Annotated in this window: 17 protein-coding genes; 9 read left to right on the plus strand and 8 right to left on the minus strand. The window is 47.8% G+C overall.

What is annotated here, in order from left to right; all coding sequences use genetic code 11:
* Positions 1 to 1,653 carry a thiamine pyrophosphate-binding protein gene (locus tag JNC77_RS11470; RefSeq protein ID WP_374832589.1) on the minus strand — a complete coding sequence of 551 codons (1,653 nt, stop codon included), beginning with the start codon at positions 1,651 to 1,653 and terminating at the stop codon, positions 1 to 3.
* Between the two features lie 10 nt (positions 1,654 to 1,663).
* Positions 1,664 to 2,452 (minus strand): SDR family oxidoreductase, encoded by a 789-nt coding sequence (locus JNC77_RS11475; RefSeq protein ID WP_374832591.1) that lies wholly within the window; start codon positions 2,450 to 2,452, stop codon positions 1,664 to 1,666.
* 135 nt (positions 2,453 to 2,587) lie between these two features.
* Between JNC77_RS11475 and JNC77_RS11480 the strand changes: the two genes are divergently transcribed.
* Positions 2,588 to 4,036, plus strand: coding sequence for an aldehyde dehydrogenase family protein (locus JNC77_RS11480; protein WP_374832593.1), 1,449 nt, complete (start codon positions 2,588 to 2,590; stop codon positions 4,034 to 4,036).
* A 58-nt stretch (positions 4,037 to 4,094) separates the two neighbouring features.
* On the opposite strand, the gene JNC77_RS11485 is transcribed toward JNC77_RS11480, so the two are convergent.
* The 3 genes from JNC77_RS11485 to JNC77_RS11495 all read right to left on the minus strand — a co-directional run bounded on the left by JNC77_RS11485 (position 4,095) and on the right by JNC77_RS11495 (position 6,645).
* Positions 4,095 to 4,778, minus strand: coding sequence for an ABC transporter ATP-binding protein (locus JNC77_RS11485; RefSeq protein ID WP_374832595.1), 684 nt, complete (start codon positions 4,776 to 4,778; stop codon positions 4,095 to 4,097).
* Between the two features lie 41 nt (positions 4,779 to 4,819).
* On the minus strand, positions 4,820 to 5,608 hold the full coding sequence (locus JNC77_RS11490; protein WP_374832597.1) for an ABC transporter permease: 789 nt from the start codon (positions 5,606 to 5,608) through the stop codon (positions 4,820 to 4,822).
* Between the two features lie 134 nt (positions 5,609 to 5,742).
* Positions 5,743 to 6,645, minus strand: coding sequence for a LysR family transcriptional regulator (locus tag JNC77_RS11495; protein WP_374832599.1), 903 nt, complete (start codon positions 6,643 to 6,645; stop codon positions 5,743 to 5,745).
* Positions 6,646 to 6,815: 170 nt separating this feature from the next.
* Between JNC77_RS11495 and JNC77_RS11500 the strand changes: the two genes are divergently transcribed.
* Genes JNC77_RS11500 through JNC77_RS11525 form a run of 6 tightly spaced genes read left to right on the plus strand, consistent with a single transcriptional unit; the run spans position 6,816 to position 14,178 of the window.
* Positions 6,816 to 7,784, plus strand: a complete 969-nt coding sequence (locus JNC77_RS11500; protein ID WP_374832601.1) for an ABC transporter permease — start codon at positions 6,816 to 6,818, stop codon at positions 7,782 to 7,784.
* Entirely contained in the window at positions 7,784 to 8,683 is a 900-nt protein-coding gene (locus JNC77_RS11505) for an ABC transporter permease (RefSeq protein WP_374832603.1), read from the plus strand. The genes JNC77_RS11500 and JNC77_RS11505 overlap by 1 nt, the downstream gene beginning before the upstream one ends.
* Positions 8,680 to 9,690: an ABC transporter ATP-binding protein gene (locus JNC77_RS11510; RefSeq protein ID WP_374832605.1), complete on the plus strand. Its 1,011-nt coding sequence runs from the start codon at positions 8,680 to 8,682 to the stop codon at positions 9,688 to 9,690. Before JNC77_RS11505 ends, JNC77_RS11510 begins: the two co-directional genes overlap by 4 nt.
* Complete coding sequence (locus tag JNC77_RS11515) at positions 9,687 to 10,733, plus strand: ABC transporter ATP-binding protein (protein ID WP_374832607.1); 1,047 nt, start codon at positions 9,687 to 9,689, stop codon at positions 10,731 to 10,733. The genes JNC77_RS11510 and JNC77_RS11515 overlap by 4 nt, the downstream gene beginning before the upstream one ends.
* Positions 10,730 to 12,313 (plus strand): ABC transporter substrate-binding protein, encoded by a 1,584-nt coding sequence (locus JNC77_RS11520; protein ID WP_374832609.1) that lies wholly within the window; start codon positions 10,730 to 10,732, stop codon positions 12,311 to 12,313. Before JNC77_RS11515 ends, JNC77_RS11520 begins: the two co-directional genes overlap by 4 nt.
* A complete protein-coding gene (locus JNC77_RS11525; RefSeq protein ID WP_374832611.1) occupies positions 12,310 to 14,178 on the plus strand; it encodes a CocE/NonD family hydrolase in 1,869 nt (622 codons plus the stop codon). Before JNC77_RS11520 ends, JNC77_RS11525 begins: the two co-directional genes overlap by 4 nt.
* 67 nt (positions 14,179 to 14,245) lie before the next feature.
* Here the strand turns inward: JNC77_RS11525 and JNC77_RS11530 are convergent, their stop codons facing one another.
* Positions 14,246 to 14,695 carry a GFA family protein gene (locus JNC77_RS11530; RefSeq protein WP_374832613.1) on the minus strand — a complete coding sequence of 150 codons (450 nt, stop codon included), beginning with the start codon at positions 14,693 to 14,695 and terminating at the stop codon, positions 14,246 to 14,248.
* 99 nt (positions 14,696 to 14,794) lie between these two features.
* Positions 14,795 to 15,355: an invasion associated locus B family protein gene (locus JNC77_RS11535; RefSeq protein WP_374832615.1), complete on the minus strand. Its 561-nt coding sequence runs from the start codon at positions 15,353 to 15,355 to the stop codon at positions 14,795 to 14,797.
* 450 nt (positions 15,356 to 15,805) lie between these two features.
* On the opposite strand from JNC77_RS11535, the gene JNC77_RS11540 reads away from it, so the two are divergent.
* Positions 15,806 to 16,414 carry a hypothetical protein gene (locus JNC77_RS11540; protein WP_374832617.1) on the plus strand — a complete coding sequence of 203 codons (609 nt, stop codon included), beginning with the start codon at positions 15,806 to 15,808 and terminating at the stop codon, positions 16,412 to 16,414.
* Positions 16,415 to 16,527: 113 nt separating this feature from the next.
* Positions 16,528 to 17,517: a DMT family transporter gene (locus tag JNC77_RS11545; protein ID WP_374832619.1), complete on the plus strand. Its 990-nt coding sequence runs from the start codon at positions 16,528 to 16,530 to the stop codon at positions 17,515 to 17,517.
* Here the strand turns inward: JNC77_RS11545 and JNC77_RS11550 are convergent.
* Positions 17,497 to 18,348 carry a sulfite exporter TauE/SafE family protein gene (locus tag JNC77_RS11550; protein WP_374832621.1) on the minus strand — a complete coding sequence of 284 codons (852 nt, stop codon included), beginning with the start codon at positions 18,346 to 18,348 and terminating at the stop codon, positions 17,497 to 17,499. The genes JNC77_RS11545 and JNC77_RS11550 overlap by 21 nt on opposite strands.
* Positions 18,349 to 18,660 lie beyond the last annotated feature (312 nt).

Consider the following 18,660-nt stretch of genomic DNA (forward strand, 5'->3'; position numbering starts at 1 on the left):
TTAAGAAATATATTCCATATAAGGGCTAATGACGCTGCGTACCGGCACCTGAATGATTGCTGGCTTGCCGCTGGCAACGGCTTGTTTCACTGCTTCGCCGATCTCGTCGGCTGTTTTGGCGTGATAGCCTTGACCACCCAAAGCTTCAGCCAGTTTTGCCCAATCACGTCTCGGCAACGCCATTTCATAGGTTTCACCATATGACATCTCCTGCGGCAAAGCGATGGCTGCCCAGGATTCATCATCCAGAACCACAATGATGAAAGCACGGCCATAGCGCTCCGCCGTATCAAGCTCTGTCACATGGAAACCGACACCGCCATCGCCGACAAAAACAATAGACGGCGCTTGCGGGTCGGCAAAGCTGGCACCAGCGCCATAAGGAACTTCCGCTCCCAATGTACCCGATTGACCCGCTCGCAAATAACGCCCCGGCGCTTTGATTTTTAATCGTGCATCCGCCCAGAAATCTACATTGCCATGTGAGGTGGTATAAATCGTATTATCCGGTGCGGCTTTAGTCACCGCATCAATCGCATTGATTGGATGCAATCCTTGCGCATTATCTTCACCCGCTTGCGCTTTAAACTCGTCATTCCATTTGGCAATCAGCGCATCGCGCCAGCCTGCATCAAAGGCACCAGTCGCTGCTTCTGCCAAAGCATAAATAAAATGATAGGCGGAAGCATTAATGGCCACATCCGCACGGCGGTTGCGGTGTAAAATGGTCTGGTCGCCTGCGACCTGAATAATTTTCGTATCTTTACCAACGCCTGAGCCAAATTCGAGGTCGAATTCAAAATGATGGCCAACAAGAATAACACAATCGGAGGCAGCCAGTGCCTGACGCATAGCGCTGTTGCAAGGCGTATAGGCAGGGCCGGCCCACAGATCATGATTTTCATCCACCGAACCACGCGCCAAACGCATGGTGAAGAACGGCAGTTGATGTTTTTCAATTGCCTCTTGCAAACGCTCGCTCGGATTGAAAAACACATCATCGCCAAGGATCAATACCGGACGTTTTGCGGCACTGAATATTTTTTCAAAAGCCGCAATATCACCGGCGCAATTGCCCGGGCGCCCCGGTTTAACTGGTGTCTGTGTTGCAATGGTTGCCGGATCCGCATCAATCAATTGATGCAAAATGTCGGTCGGCACTTCTAAAAACACCGGCCCCGGGCGACCTGCCCAAATATGGCGCCAAGCCATGTCCAGATATTCGGGCAAGCGTTTAGCTTCTGTGCAGCGTGCTGCCCATTTTGTCACCGCCTGCATGGCAGGCAGCACATTAAAGGTCATGCCTGCACCTTTATCGGCGCTGGTCGTTGCTGATTGTGCACCGATAATTAAAAGCGGTGTACCTGCCAGATTGGAAACAATTGCAGGTGTTATAGTATTGGTCACACCAGGCCCAAGCGTTACCATTGCAACACCAACTTCACCCTTCACACGGGTATTAGCCTCGGCCATATAGCAAGCAGCTGCTTCATGGCGCGCATGTACCAATTGAACGCCGGTTTTGGCGCAAGCCCGATAAACCGGATTGATCGGTCCCCCGGATACGGAGAAAATATTCTTAACACCGGCTGCGTGTAACCATTTGACAATAGCCCCACCGCCATCAAGCTGTATTTGCTTATCAAGCATCATTCTCTCTCCCTTAATATGCGCGTGATTTTCCGCCATCGAGTGCAATGGCCGTGCCGGTGATAAAGCCGCCGCGTTTTGAAGACAGGAAGGCGACCATCGCGCCAAAATCTTCCGGATCGCCAAATTTGCCGACGGGCACTTCACCGAGCCATAGTTTTTCGGCGTCACCACGGCTGAGCTGATCGCGCTCCATGCTGGACGTCACCAGATACTCCATCCGGTCGGTTGCAAAAGGCCCCGGACAAAGGCAGTTGACCGTAATACCTTCATGAGCAAATTCGATCGACAAAGATTTGGCCATGCCAACCACCGCCAGTCGGATCGAATCCGACAAAACCATATTCGGCTGAACTATTTTCACACCCACTGTGGTGACAAAAATGATGCGCCCAAACTGGCTCTTCTGCATATGAGGCAGAATTTCATGGCAAAGATCGACCATCGGGAGCAGGCTTTCATTGAGCGCCTCTTCCCAGCCTTCACGGCTTACTCCTAAAAAAGGTGCCGATTCAGGCCCGCCTGTATTCGCGACAAAAATATCAATGCCGCCAAGTGCGGCGACTGCGGCCTGAACGCCGGTTTGTAAAGTCGAACGTTTGGATAAATCAATTTCCACCGCGACAGCCTTTGCCGCACCTGCTGCTTTCAGTTCTTCAACAAAACCTTGCATACCAGCCAGATTGCGCCCTGCAACAGCCAATGACGCCCCCTCACGCGCCAAAGCAATAGCAGCAGCGCGGCCAAGACCACGTGATGCTGCTGTTATCAGAGCGCGCTTGCCCTGAAGTCCCAGTTCCATTCTCCACCTCCCAGAGTTGTCTAACATGACACATACACATGTGCAGATTAAATGTCGACAATATTTTATAATTTGTATACATATTGGTTTATCGTGTATCAATCATACACATAAAACAAACTGGAGGAGTTTGAATTGCGCGATATTCCGTTATTAATAGGTGGCAAAGAAATTCATGAAGGTTCCGATGGCATCGGGGAGAGCCGCGATCCTTCGACCGGAAAACTTATCGGCCGTTTTGTTCGTGCCGGTGAAAATGAAGTGAATGCAGCTGTGGAAGCTGCCCGCAATGCTTTTGATCAAGGGCCCTGGGCACGTATGCGCCCGTTTGAACGCGGCCGTATTTTGCATAAAATCGGCGAGCTGATTCTCGAGCGCCGTGACGCAATTGCAAAATTGGAAAGCCAGGACAGCGGCAAACCTTTACGCGACGCTTATTGGGAAGTTGATTGTGCCGCACGTTTCTTTGAATATTATGCAGGCGTTGCCGATAAACAGCACGGCTCTTCCATTCCCTTAGGCCCTGACTGGTCTGATTGGACGGTGAAAGATGCTATCGGCGTTTCATTGCATATTATTCCTTGGAACTATCCGTTCCAGCTGATTGCCCGTGGTGTTGCACCCGCGCTCACCGCTGGTTGCTCGGTCATTATCAAACCTGCAACCGAGACACCTTTATCGGCCTATGAATTTGTCAAAATCTGTCAGGAGGCCGGTCTGCCGGATGGTCAGGTTAACCTTATCAATGGCCGTGGTTCGCTGATTGGTGACGCGCTGGCAAGCCACAAAGGTATTGATCAGATCACTTTCACGGGTTCGGTGCCAACGGGCGAACGTGTGTTGAAAGCTGCCGCTTCGCACGCCATTCCATGCAATATGGAATTGGGCGGTAAATCTCCGCAGATTGTGTTCGGTGATGCCGATCTTGAAAAAACCATTCCCTTAATTGCAGGCGGCTTCCTCACCCATGCAGGACAAGTTTGCAATGCCGGTACTCGATTGTTGGTAGAACGCTCAGCCCATGACCGTGTGGTCGAAAAACTACACGCACATATCTGCGCCATGAATATCGGCAGTGCGGTTGATGATCCGGATATGGGGCCGGTGATTAACCAATCACATCGCGATTCCATTCAAAGCTATTATGATGTGGCAGCCAAGGACGGCGAGATTTTGTGGGGTGCTGATCTGCCCAAAGCGCCAGAACTCAGCGATGGTGCATTTGTGCGTCCTGCTTTAGTTGTAGGTGCAAGCAACATGACGCGCATTGCGCGCGAAGAAATCTTTGGCCCTATTTTGACGGTCATACCGTTTGATACGGAAGAAGACGCCATCCGCATCGCTAATGATTCCGATTTTGGCTTGGTGGCAGGTGTACACACCACTAATATCAACCGTGCTTTGGGAGTTGGACAGCATCTGCGCGCAGGTCAGGTCTGGGTCAATTCCTTTGGCGTCGGTCTTGATGTGGAATTTCCTTTTGGCGGTTATAAACTTTCAGGCTTTGGTCGTGAAAAAGGCTTGGAAGCACTAGGCGCATATCAGCAGATCAAAAATATCTGCATTCATCATCCGCTTGGCTAAACCATAATATTTGCAAGATAAAAAAAGCTCCGGTCATATTGGCCGGAGCTTTTTCATTTTATCCTTTCCATTCGGCAGTCGGCATAAAAGCTTTGACCCCGCCTTTATCAAGATGCAAAACCACATTGCACATGTTTTTGATCAGCTTATGATTATGGCTGGCAATTACGATAATACCGGCTTTTTCTGCCATCGCATTCATACGCTTTTTGGCTTTTTCCTGAAAAGACGCGTCCCCCGCGCCGATCCATTCGTCCATCAATAAAATTTCCGGATCCATTGCGGTGGCGGCAGCAAAAGCAAGGCGCGCAGACATACCCTGACTGTAAGATTTAAGCGGCATGTCGATAAAATCACCAAGCTCGGAAAACTCGATGATTTCGTCAATTTTCTCAGCGATCTGCTGATTATTCCAGCCATTGATCAGGCAGCGCAATTCAATATTACGACGTCCGGACGCACCGGCACGAAAGCCTAAACGGATATTGAATAAAGCATCCACCCGTCCATTAATATCAACTTCGCCTTCGCTCGGTTCATAAATTCCGTAAAGCAGCTTCAAAAGGGTGGTTTTACCCGCACCATTTGAGCCAACCAGCCCCAAACGGTCTCCGGCCTTCAAACTGAAAGTGACATTTTTGAGCGCCTGCACATAGTTTTTACCGTTTTGATTAACGATAGTTCCGCCTGTTGCCGCCTGCGTTTGCTGCGATTTAGGTGCCAGTGACAACCGCTTTTGCATCCGGTAATTCAGCCCGAGATTTTTTACGTCAATTGATATCATCAGAGCATAAACACAATTTCTTTGCGATATCTGCCGATGAGATAAAGCGCAATCAGCCAAAAGATAATGCCGACAGATACACAAAAACCGAAGGCAAAAGACGGAAAATCACTATTGAGAACAGGGCCACGAACAATTTCGAGGAACCAAGTAAACGGATTATAAGAATATACCAGATCACGGATGCCGTCGCCGCCGGTATAAGTCCAGAAAATTGGTGTCAGAAACAAACCCAGTCGCATGAGATTAGCGACCACAAATTGCAAATCAGGGAACCAACAACCGGCAAAAGCAACAACCGTAATAACGGCTGGTGTCACCAATATGATGATAAAAATTCCTAATAATGACCAGAGCATGCGGACATCGACACCGATATCGGAAAAAAACAGCAATGCCAGACAACCAGCGCCTGCATAAAGTGCTCTGATCAGCATTTGCATGGTCATACGGAGAATATAAATCGAAATCGGCAGCGGCGTACCTGTAATAAAACTTTCTTCCCTCTGAAAAAGGGTGATTGCTCTACTGATAACATCAGAACAATATAGCCAAACAAAAAGGCCAATAGCCACATAAGCGGTGTGATGTTCGATATTGCCACCTCTACCAAAAATAACGATAAAGGTTCCTGCCAGCAAAAGATAATTCAGAAGCATCCATAAAGGGCCTAAGGTTGTCCGGCGATAATAATCGCCGATATCTTCTTTGGCCAATGCAACCCAGACATTGCGCATAGATAGTCCGCGCTTAATGTCAGCGAGCGCTTGCATAAATATATTGATCATAAGAAGCGCTTGTCACCCGTTCTTCATGCGTCCTGCATTATTTATTTTCATCCGGCTTCTCATATGAAAACCACTCAAAACCAGTATTGTCATTCTTAATCAAGCCGCAAGTATTTATTTATAACCACTTGTTACTAAAAACGAGTTGCAATTTTCTGTAACCGCCCAGTGGTAAATTCCACAAACTCGGCACCAATCTCGGAAATACTCGGTCTTTCAGGATAAATAAACGCAAAATGATGTGGAATATCTGGTATGAAACGACGCACCTCGATATCGAGGTCAAGGCATTCTTGCACCAGCAGCGAATTTACAATTGAAACGCCGATACCTTGTGCGGAAAAGCCGCAGGCAGAACTCACCGAATGTGCCTCCAGGCGCACATGTGGTTTGACGCCATGCGCCGAAAAAGCCAATTCCAGATCATGACGTGGTGCACGTCGCCAGCCTAGCAATACCAACGGTTCATCGCGCAGATCTTCCGGCCGGATCAGTTTGAGTTTAGCCAGTTTGTGATTTTTGGCCATCACACAAACCGAATGCCCCAAAATAGTTTCCGAACGCACAAATCCTTGTTCGATGGCGGGAAGGCGCATAAAACCTATATCTGCGGTTTTTTCCTCCATGAACCGATGGATGACATCATAAGTACCATGTAATATCTCAAAACGTATTTCAGGGTGGATTTTTAGAAAATCTGCAATAATTTCCGGTAAAATACGCCTGCAAATACCCGGCGGCACAGCAACCCGCAACAAGGCATTGGAATATCGGCCGGAACGGATTTTTTGCGCAGCCTCGTTTAAAATATGAATACGCTCCATAACGTCGGAGACGTAACTTTCAAGCAAGTGATTGATCCGCGAAGGCACAAGGCGCGCCCCTTCCCGCACGAAAAGATCAATTTCCAAATCTTCTTCCAATTGAGTGATGCGACGGCTGATTGCCGACTGTGAAATTCCCAATAATTCGGATGCAGCCTGCGTCGAACCAGTAGTCATCACAGCGCGATAGGCTTCAAGATCTTTAAATTTCATAACCGACCCGCTTGCTCACAACATTTATATCTATGCGTTATATGCATATATATTCGCGTTTATTTCATAATATTGCAAGTGATTTGTCCTTGTGTCAAATTATTCTAATTCCAAACTGGAGGTGGATGGGTGGATCTTTTATTAGTTCAATATGATCGGGCGGATGCGCTATGACTGCGTTTATTATCCGCCGCCTTTTTCAGGCACTGATCGTTTTATTTATTACATCTGTGATTGTCTTTGCCGGTGTTTACGCCATTGGCGACCCGCTGGAAATTTTGCTTCCCGCCGATGCCACTATGGCAGAACGGGCACAAGTCACACAGTCTTTAGGCTTAGACAAACCATTGATCGTTCAATACGGCCATTTCTTGTGGAATGCCCTGCATGGCGATCTTGGTACATCTTTTGTTTATAACCAACCTTCTGTCAGCGTTATTTTACAGCGCTTGCCCGCCACATTAGAGTTGGCCTTTTGTGCACTGATTATGGCGCTTGTTTTTGGCATTCCTCTTGGCCTTCTCTCAGGTCTAAAAAGTGGCAGTGCCACTGATGAAACCATCATGACTGGTTCGATTCTTGGTTTCAGCCTACCCAATTTCTGGCAAGGCATGATGCTGATCATGATTTTCTCAGTTTATCTTGGTTGGTTGCCATCCACCGGACGCGGCCAGATCGGTACTATTTTTGGCATTGAAACAAGCCTTGCAACATGGAACGGCATTCAGCATCTGATCTTGCCGGCCATCAATTTGTCACTGGCCAAAATCTCATTGGTGATCCGCCTCACCCGTACCGGTGTGCAGGAAACCATGCCGCTTGATTTTGTTAAATTTGCGCGTGCACGTGGCCTGTCACCTTTCCGCATCATCAGCGTGCATGTGTTGAAAAACATTCTCATCCCGATCATCACCGTAATCGGTATCGAGTTTGGCTCACTCATTGCTTTTGCTGTTGTCACCGAAACCATTTTCGCGTGGCCGGGTGTCGGCAAGCTGATTATCGACAGTATAAATGCGCTCGATCGCCCTGTGGTTGTAGCCTATATTCTGGTCGTCGTTTCCATGTTCATCATCATTAATCTGGTCGTCGACATTTTATATTCGCTCCTCGATCCACGTATCAGGAGTAAACGCTAATGCTGCGTCTTATTCATTCCGCTTTCGGTGATGGTATTATCACCACTGCAATCACCGGTATTTTCGGCAGCATTAAAGCCACACTGGCACTCATAATTTGCATTTTGCTGGTTTTTTGCGCGATTTTTGCGCCGTTTCTCGCACCGCAAAATCCTTATGATCTGATGCAGATCGATATTTTCGACGCCAAACTGCCGCCAATGTCGGTCGGTTATAATGGTATGACCTATTGGCTCGGCACTGATGCTCAAGGGCGCGACATGCTTTCGGCCATGCTTTATGGTCTGCGTACCAGCTTGAGCGTTGGCCTGACAGCGGGTTTGCTTTCACTCTTTATCGGTTCGGCGCTTGGTCTCCTGGCGGCCTATAGCGGCGGTCGTCTGGATGCATTTATCATGCGTCTTGTTGATCTGATGCTTGGTTTTCCAACTATTTTGGTGGCTTTGCTCATTTTGGCCGTGCTTGGTCAAGGCACTTGGAAAGTCATCATGGCACTTGTCTTTGTGCAATGGGCTTATTTTGCCCGTGCAGCCCGTGCGGCGGCATTAGTCGAAGTCAATAAAGACTATGTCGAAGCTGCGCGCTGTTTAGGGCTTGGAAGAAGCCGCATTTTGTTTGCGCATTTATTGCCGAACTGTATGCCGCCTTTAATCGTCATCGGCACCATCCAGATCGCCAGCGCCATTGCCGCAGAAGCGACACTCAGCTTTTTAGGGATTGGTCTGCCAATCACCGAACCTTCCCTCGGCCTGCTCATTTCCAACGGTTATCAGGTACTTCTCGCCGGTCTTTACTGGATCAGCGTTTTCCCCGGCCTGTTGCTGCTCACACTGGTTTTTTCCATCAATATCGTAGGCGACCGCCTGCGTGAGGTTCTCAATCCGAGGTTGGCACAATGACGGACACGCAAAATTTGAATCGCGAAATAGTCCTTGATGTCCGTGATCTGCAAACCCATTTTTTCACACCAGCGGGTGTGGTCAAATCTGTTGACGGGGTCAGTCTGACGGTTCGGCGTGGTGAAATTCTGGGGCTGGTAGGTGAATCCGGTTCCGGCAAATCCATCACGGGTTTTTCCATCATCGGTTTGGTCGATAAGCCAGGGCGCAATGTCGGTGGTTCCATTCTCTTCAAGGATGAAGAACTGCTCAATGCTTCTCCTAAGCAGTTGCAGCATTTGCGCGGCAATCGCATTGCGATGATTTTCCAAGACCCGATGATGACCCTTAATCCGGTGTTGTCGGTCAAAACCCATATGATTGAAACCGTGCTTGCGCATGATAATGTCAGTCGCCAAGAAGCATTGCGACGCTCCATTGAAGCACTCAGCATGGTGGGTATTTCACAACCGGAACTGCGCATTGAAAGTTATCCGCATGAGTTTTCTGGTGGTATGCGCCAACGCGTAGCGATTGCAATCGCGCTATTGCACAAACCTGACCTCATCATCGCCGATGAACCAACAACCGCTTTGGATGTCACCATCCAGAGCCAGATCTTGTCGGAAGTGCAAACGCTTTGCCGCGAGCTCGGCATGGGGCTGATTTGGATCAGCCATGATCTGGGTGTTGTTGCAGGTCTCGCTGACCGTGTGGCGGTTATGTATGCCGGACGCATTGTCGAACAAGGTTTGGTTGACGACGTGCTGGATCGACCAAAACATCCTTATACCGCAGGGCTTATCGGATCGGCACCAGCGGCCAATGAACGTGGCGCACGCCTCACCCAAATTCGCGGGGTCGCGCCCCACCCGCTCAAACGTCCGGAAGGTTGTGCATTCCGCACACGTTGCGATTACGCCACGGATGCCTGTCTGGCCGAGCCTGCGGTCACAACCGATGATCATGGCCATCGCTGGCGTTGTTTCCATCCGCTTTCGCCCGTTGCAGGGGAGCAAACCCTATGAGTGAAATTTTTGCTGAAGCCAAAAATGTCTCCAAACGTTTCTTCACTGAACCCGACTTTGCAGAAAAAATTGCCGCCAAACTAGGCGTGCAATCCGAGCCACGTGTTGTTCATGCGCTGGATGGTGTTGATCTGCAAATCTGCAAAGGTGAAGTGGTTGGTTTGGTGGGTGAATCCGGCTGCGGAAAGTCTACCCTTGGCCGTGTCATTGCCGGAATGTTGCCTGCAACCGAAGGTGACGTGTTCATCAAAGGTGCAGAGCGCAATAAATTACGCGGTAAAGCGGCAAAAAATGCTCGTCTCAACACGCAGATCATCTTTCAAGATCCAATGTCATCGCTTAATCCGCGCAAGCGCGTTGTTGATATTATCGGTGAAGCGCCGGTCGCGCATGGCCTCATCAAGAGAAATGAAAAAGAAAAACTTGTCAAAGAACTTCTGGAAACAGTCGGCCTTGATCCCTCAATGGCCAATCGCTATCCGCACCAGTTTTCCGGTGGTCAGCGCCAGCGTATCGGCATTGCCCGTGCTTTGGCAGTCAAACCGGAATTTCTGATCTGCGATGAAAGTATCGCAGCGCTTGATATTTCCATTCAAGCTCAGGTGATCAATCTGTTTATGGATCTGCGCAAAAGCTTTGATCTGACCTATCTCTTCATCAGCCATGATTTGAGCGTTGTAAATCATATCGCCGACCGTGTGGTGATCATGTATCTGGGACGCATTGTCGAGGCAGGCACTGCCGAGACAATTTTTGAAAATCCCAATCATCCTTATACAGCAGCCTTGCTGGCCGAGGTGCCGCGCATTGACCGCCGCCACCGCGCATTCAGTCCGGTAAAAGGTGAAATTCCTTCACCGATGAACCCGCCAGCGGGCTGCCATTTCCATCCGCGTTGCCCTTATGCAATGGACCGCTGCCGCCTAGAGCGACCAGTTTTGCGCAATTTGGAAAACGGACACCAAAGTGCTTGTCACTTAAACGATCTAGAACAAAGACCACTCTTCGACAATACGGGGCATAAAAGGGAGAACCTGTCATGACGTTTTTGAAATCTGTGACCACTGCTGCTTTTGCGGCGGCAATGCTGGCCACCACCTCACTTTCAGCCTTTGCTGATAATGTGGTTATCGGACGCGCCAACGAACCATCGGCAATTGATCCGCAATTTTCGCGCACCGGCAACAATCAGATGACTGCCGACAACATGTTTGAAACATTGTTGTTTACAGACGCCAATTTGCAAATGCACCCGCACCTGGCCACTGAGTGGAAAAACCTTGACCCGCTGACATGGGAAATTAGTTTGCGTCAAGGCGTTACATTCCACGATGGTTCACCTTTCACCGCTGATGATGTGATTTTCTCACTCGCCCGTACTGACAAAGTGCCAAATAGTCCGGCACCCTTCACCGACACTGTCAGCTCGATCGCCAAAGTGGAAAAGATCGACGATCACACCATTCGTGTGACCACCAAACGCCCTAATCCGGCTTTGATGGAGCAAATCGGCCGCGTTTTTTTGGTTTCCAAGAACGCTGCCGAAAATGCGACCCTTGAAGACTTCAATTCTGGTAAAGCTGCAATTGGTACTGGCCCTTACAAATTTGTTGAATGGAAACCGGCTGAATCTTTGAAGCTCGTTGCCTATGACGGTTATTGGGGTGAAAAACCGGATTACGACACAGTTGAATTCCGTTTTATTGCCAATGATGCCGCACGCACTGCCGCTCTTCTTTCCGGTTCCGTTGATCTGATCGACGCTGTTTCACCAGCAGATGTTGCACGTCTTGAAGGCGAAAAGAGCATTAAAGTTTATCCGATTGAATCCGGTCGTCTGGTTTATCTTGCTCTTAGCATGCGTGATGACACAGCACCGGGTGTCGTCGATGCGAGCGGCAAACCAATCGAGCCAAATCCGTTCCGCGATGCACGTGTGCGTAAAGCTATTTCATCAATGATCGACCGCAATCTGATGGTTGATCGTATTTTGAACGGTTCCGGCGTCGCCTCGGCGCAGATTGTCCCATCCGTGCTGGGTGGCTATGTCAAAGACCTGCAACCAACCAAAGCAGATGCAGCTGAAGCCAAAAAACTCTTGAACGAAGCTGGTTTCCCTGAAGGTTTCGGCATCACGCTTTACTCATCCAACAACCGCTTTCCGGGTGATGGCGACATTGCGCAGGCAATGGGTCAGATGCTGGCGCGCGGAGGCCTCAAGGTCAACGGCGTGCAAACACAGCCATATAACGTTTATGCGGCAGCGGCCACCAAGGGCGAATATGGCGCGTATATTTTCTCGCTTGGCGCCTCCACTCCAAATGCAGAAGGCAGCCTGCGTTCGCTCTTACAGACCTACAGCAAAGATGCCGGCACAGGTGGTTTTAACCGCATGCGTTATTCCAACCCAGAATTTGATGCGATGCTGACTTCGGCCATGGAAGAATTCGACCATGAAACACGTATGAAGAAGCTGGAAGATGCCACCAAAATTGCCATGGAAGATCAGGCTATTGTGCCGCTCTACTTCCAGAAAATTTACTGGGCGTCGCGTGATGGCATTGATTTCACCCCGAACTTAGCTGAACGAACCATTGGACAGGATGTGCGGAAGCAAAAATGACCTTTACACCTAATGAATTGACGGCGGCGACTTTGGTCGCCGACGATGTCATCGTGCACCGCAACGTTATGGTTGCGATGCGAGATGGCGTTCATCTGGCAACCGATATTTACCGTCCTGCCAAGGACGGTAAACCGGTGGAAACACCTTTACCCGTTATTCTGGAACGTACGCCCTATGACAAAGCAGGCACCCCACGCACAGAATTATCGGTGAAAAAGCCGACCCCCATGTCGCGTCAGGATCTGGCGATCCATATGGTGCGTCTTGGTTATATTGCGGTCTGGCAAGATTGCCGTGGGCGCTATGAAAGTGAAGGCCATTTCACCAAATATCTGTCTGAAGGCGAAGACGGCTTCGACACGATGGAATGGATTGCGGCGCAACCTTGGATGAATGGCCGTATCGGCACGCAAGGTCTTTCCTATAATGCCCATACACAAATGGCGATGGCCTGTCTCAATCCTCCCGGACTTGCTGCCATGTCTGTCGATTCCGGCGGTTTTTCCAATGCTTATACCTGCGGCATTCGCCAAGGCGGCGCATTTGAATTAAAACAAGCCACATGGGCATATCACCGCGCACAAGAAGCAACCGATGATCGCACTGCGGCCGCTGTGGCTAATGAAAGCCTACATGACTGGTTTGCCCAGATGCCGTGGACAAAAGGCCGTTCACCGGTACGTTGGAACGGCGAATATGAAGATTACCTCGTTGAGCAATGGCAAAACGGTACTTTCAACGATTTTTGGAAAAAAGTCGGCATTTATGCTGCCGGTTACTATGACACTTTCCCGAAAGTGCCAATCATTTTCATGTCAAGCTGGTATGACGCCTATGTCACCACAACACTTGAAAATTACACCGCGCTGAAAGGCGACGCGGAACGCCCATTAAGCCTCATCATGGGACCCTGGACACATGGCAATCGCTCACGGCAAGTCTTTGGTGATGTGGATTTTGGTGCTGCAGCCGTTTTTGACGGCCAGATTGATGAAGACTGGCTGACTTACCGTGAAAAATGGTTTGCACATTATTTAAAAGATGAAACCGATCCAAAACAGGCCGGACGCGTTCATTTGTTCTTAATGGGCGGCGGTTCTGGCAAGAAAACAGAAGCTGGTCATCTTGATCATGGTGGACACTGGATCGAAAGCACCGACTGGCCATTGCCGGAAGCAAAACCGCTTGATCTTTATCTCCATGCAGATATGAGCCTGCAAATATCGGCGCCGCAGGCGGAAAATGCCGCAATCAGTTATGATTTTGACCCGCGCAATCCGGTGCCGACCATTGGCGGCTCGCTCACATCCGGCGAACCGATTTTCACCGGCGGCGGCTTCAATCAAGTTGAATCGGAAGCCTTTTATGGCTGCACCCATCCGGGTCTGCCACTGACAGCCCGTCATGATGTCCTAAGCTTCGAAACCGACATTTTGCCTGAAGATACCAGCATTGCAGGCCCCGTTGAAATTGAGCTGTGGGTCACAACGGATGCTTTGGACACGGATTTCACCGCCAAATTGGTTGATGTTTATCCGCCATCTGAAGACTATCCGCGTGGCTACGCGCTCAATATTACGGATGGTATTTTCCGCGTACGTTACCGCAATGGTTTCGACAAGCCTGAGCCGGTAGCCAAAGATGAAGTATTTAAAATCACCATTTCGCCTTTCGCAACAGCCAATATGTTCAAAAAAGGTCATCGCATTCGCTTGGATATTTCATCATCGAACTTCCCTAAATATGATGTCAATCCAAACACCGGTGAACCGGAAGGCACCAGTCGCCGCAAGAAAACAGCCGTCAATACGGTTTTCATGCATAAAGGGCGCGCTTCCAAATTAAAGCTGCAAAAGCTTTGATATCAGTATTAAATACCAAAATGCCCCTGACATTCAGGGGCATTTTTATTATCTATGCCGATGATTTTTAATCGGTGACTTCTGTCGCAATAAATTTCAATATGCCTGCATATTGCACCGGCTTTTTGCCATCTACTGTTTTCCGGTCTGAAGGATGAGAAACACCATCATTGACGGGAACTTCATCAAAATCAAACGGGCTGATGCCTTCAAGACAGGCAACATTCACGCCATATTGATGTGGATTTGACCGGCGCTGATGATGAGTGTAAATCCCGCAAACCGAGCAGAAATAGTGTTTCGCATTTTTGGTATTAAATTGATAAAGGGTGAGCTTGTCCTCCCCTTCTAAAATCTTAATATCCGGCAATTCAGCCGAGACGGCAATAGCGCCGCGCATACGACAATAAGAACATGTGCAACGACGCGCTGTATGTAATCCATCCGATAAACGAACATGAAATTTCACCGTACCGCAATGACATTGGCCTGAAATTTCAACGATGTCCTTATTCATTTTTCCACCCGATTTTGCATGTCTCAACCTGTTGAGCAAAAAAATAGCATAAAAAAAGACAGAATATTCTGTCTTTTTTTAAGAACCCGTTGAATGTTTTTACTTCAACAATTCTTTAACACGGATGAGTGCCGCCGAAAAACCATCAAGCGAAATACTTAATTTAACCTCACCACCATTTACTGCTTCTGCAATCAGGTTTAAAGTTTTGCCTGCATTCAACGCTTTTAACTGCGCATCACCAAAATTCAGCGGCACAATACAACCGGCCGGCAGACATGTTGAAAATTGTTGAGAAGCTCCGGGCTTCGCTTCATCAATCTGCAAAGCCACTCCTTTGCTCAGTTGCAAACCAAATGGCAGCACCAGTGCCCCCGAAGTACCATCCGCTGTTGGCTGCAATTCAACCGCCAGAACGCGGGAACCTTTATTATCCTGTTGCTGCTGCGATACGGAACAATGCGGTTTTGTTTTTACATCATTCGCTGCCTGCAATCGGCATTGCACCGCCCAGTCACCATGGGTTTCCGACAAAGAGCTCGCTCCACCGGGTAAAAGCGACGACGCATTATCTTGTGCATATGCAGAAAATGTACCAGCGCAGGAAACAAGCAAAGCGGCTGTTAATGTCAGATATTTTGGCACGATAGAATATGACATAAATTGATCCTATATATGCTATTATTAAAATGATCCGCACATATAAAACACATGCGTCTTTTTACTGTAATTGATTGCCATTCACAGTTCTTTTGTCAATCCAGATTAATCATTATGAAGAAATAACAATATATTTTTGAAATCTTACTCATTTTCTGAAATATAAATATAAATTTCTACTAGATTACATCATTGTTATCTGTAAATTAGAAGGTTTATTAAATAATATAATCATAAATACAATTCATAATTATTGGATGGCATTCATAATCAGACGAATCTCATGCTAAAGGCTACTTTATTCTGCGATCAGCATTAGGTAACTTATTAAGCTTAACACAATCGCTACCTCCAATTTAATGCTTGTTGCGTCATATATAAGGAAAGTATATCGTTTAGCGAACCATCTACATTAAACTTGTCTACTTTTATCAAATATTCAGGTGCTTTTTGGCTTCCGGTCTTCAAACCGCGATTACTGCGGCCGATACATTTACGCATATGCGTATTATCAATGGCATGGGCATCAGCCTGTGCCTGTCGCGTATTCTGATTTTTTTATCACGTTTCATCCAGCATCCGACCAAACATAAAATATCAAAAATCCATATGGGTTGGGTTTTAGTCATACTGCTCTGGATCATCCAGTTTTGGTGGGATTACCTTTTTGACAGCTCAACAAAAGTCTATGATGTCTATACCTATGTTGTTGATCTGTCATATGTCTTCGGGCTATTTTTCATTTGTGTGACTTTGACGCCTGATGATGTCAACGAATATGGCGGTTATGAAGAATATTTCTTCTCGCGGAAAAAATGGCTTTTCACATTTTTCATTATCTTGAATATCATTCAATATCTTAATGACATTCGCAATAATATTGTATCCGATAATATGGAAGATCTGATCAAAGAATTGACTTTGCTGGCATTCAGCACGCTTTGCATCCTCTTCGCTATGCGTGTTAAAACCAAAAAATTTCAGTTTTTCCTGATTTTCCTTTTAATGCTTGGAATTGTTGCCGATTTTACCCTACAATTTTTGGAATTGGATTCTTGAACGAAACCAGATAGCCTGCATCCCATATCACTGCCAATTGATTGACGGTGATTTGTGTGTTTCCCTGCATATTTTCGCTTTCAAGCAAATATCCAATAAGTTGGCATTAAAAATTGAATAATAACAAGCATTTCGCCGTTCACTCTGCGGATGGATCCGCTCCTGTTTCCGCTCAGACCATACAGGTTCCAGGCGGTCAGACAGAACGCAACCATAAAATCGGTATTGTGTTGGTGATTGGTGCCACCGCCATTTTTGCCATGCAGGATGCAATTACCAAACATCTTGTCGCTGATTATCCGATTACTTTTATTATTATGGTACGCTATTGGGTGTTTTTCGCTGTCGGGACAGTGATGGCAGCCCGCGCTGATAGTGGTTTCAAACAAACAGTAAAAACCAAAAAACCTGTCATTCAAATTGCACGCGGCCTTATTCTGGTTTTTGAAATTGCTATGGTTGGCTTAGCCTTTAAAACTATGGGGCTTGCAGAGGTCATCGCGCTGTTTCAATCTTATCCGTTGTTTGTCACAGCATTGGCAGCTATTTTTTTAGGTGAAAAAGTCGGCTGGCGCCGATGGTTAGCTTTAGCTGTTGGTTTTGGCGGGATCCTCGTTATCCTGCGCCCAGGCAGTGGTGTGATGGAATTTGGTGCCGTTTACACCATTCTTGGTGCAATCGCCTATGCACTTTATCAGATTTTAACCCGCGTTTCAGGCACAAGTGACAGTGCCATAACATCATTCTTTTATGTAGGCGCAGTCGGTGCGGTTCTCATGACGCTCGGTCTGCCGCTCTTTTGGATCAGCATGGCACCGGTTGACCTCTTATGGCTCGGACTTCTGTGCATCATGGCGATGACCGCGCATTTCTTTTTAATTAAAGCGCTGACGCTGGCACCTGCAACCTTGCTGCAGCCGTTCAATTATTTGCAACTGGTCTGGTCAATAATCGTCGGTTGGATTGTCTTCCGCGATATGCCCGATATCTGGACCTTTGTCGGTGGTTTTATTGTGGTCGGCAGCGGATTATTTGTGTTCTACCGCGAGCAAAAGCGCGCGGCAGAACGTAAAAAACAGTTTTTAAAAGAAAATACTGTATAAAAAGCGCAGACAAATAGCTGTCAGAAACAGTCCGAATGCCATTTCCAGCTTGCGGCGGGAAAGGCGGTGCGCCAATTTTGCACCAATCGGTGCCATATAAATACTGGTCGGAATGAAGAGCAAAAAGCCGACCAGTGATACATAACCAAGTGTCAGTGGCGGCTGCAATGCTGCAACATCCGGATAAAGTGCAGCTGTCGGCCAACCGGCAAAAATATAGCCCAACGCGCCCGGAATAGAGATCAGAACACCCACACCGGCAGAGGTTGCAACGGCTTCATGAATGGGGCGTTTGTAAAAGGTCATAAACAATGTGGAGAGCTGACCGCCGCCGATCCCCATCAAAGAAGCGAGCACGCCTATAACGGCACCAACAAGTTTAACAACAATCTTGCTTGGATAGGTTGTGCCCAGATACCAATTGTCTTTGGCAAACAACAAACGAATTGCCGTAAAACCTGCCACCATCACGAAAATAATTTTAAACAAATCAGCCGGTGCAAAACGTGCGATCATCGAACCAATGATAACACCTGCCAGAATGGGGACGACCCAGCTACGTAGCAAAGCCATATCAATGGCACCCCGCTCCTTATGACTATAATAAGAACGGATCGAAGTTGGCACGATAATAGCGAGCGAAGTACCAATGCATAATTGCATCCGCACATCTTCCGGCACGCCTAAATAACGAAACAATTCATAGAGAATGGGTACCGCAACCGTGCCGCCGCCAACACCAAATAGACCGGCAAGCATACCAGTAATGCCCCCGGCGACCAGCAGGCCGATTACCAGCCAAACCAGTTCATATGTATCAATACCCGTCATTCTCTCATGTCCGTTATTTTCAAGGATTATTGGTTGTTTATTTTCCAAACAGGCTGCAACATTTCATACTGAGCATGTTTTGCAAGCCTTGGCTGAGGGTTTTAAACCACAAAGAAAGCAAACTGGCGGATTTCAACCGTTATTAGACCATTGAATAGGCTGTTTATCGCGTTGACGCATATTAAACTGTTGGAATCACATCCATGGCCTCACAGCCTGATGAGGTTTCTTTTAAACGGCTTGTGCCGCCGAAATTTTTCAGCTTCAATAGCGACAAAAGCATAAAGATAAAAAGTCACCAGCGCCTTATAA

The sequence above is a fragment of the Paenochrobactrum pullorum genome, from assembly GCF_041929845.1.
Taxonomy (GTDB): domain Bacteria; phylum Pseudomonadota; class Alphaproteobacteria; order Rhizobiales; family Rhizobiaceae; genus Paenochrobactrum; species Paenochrobactrum pullorum.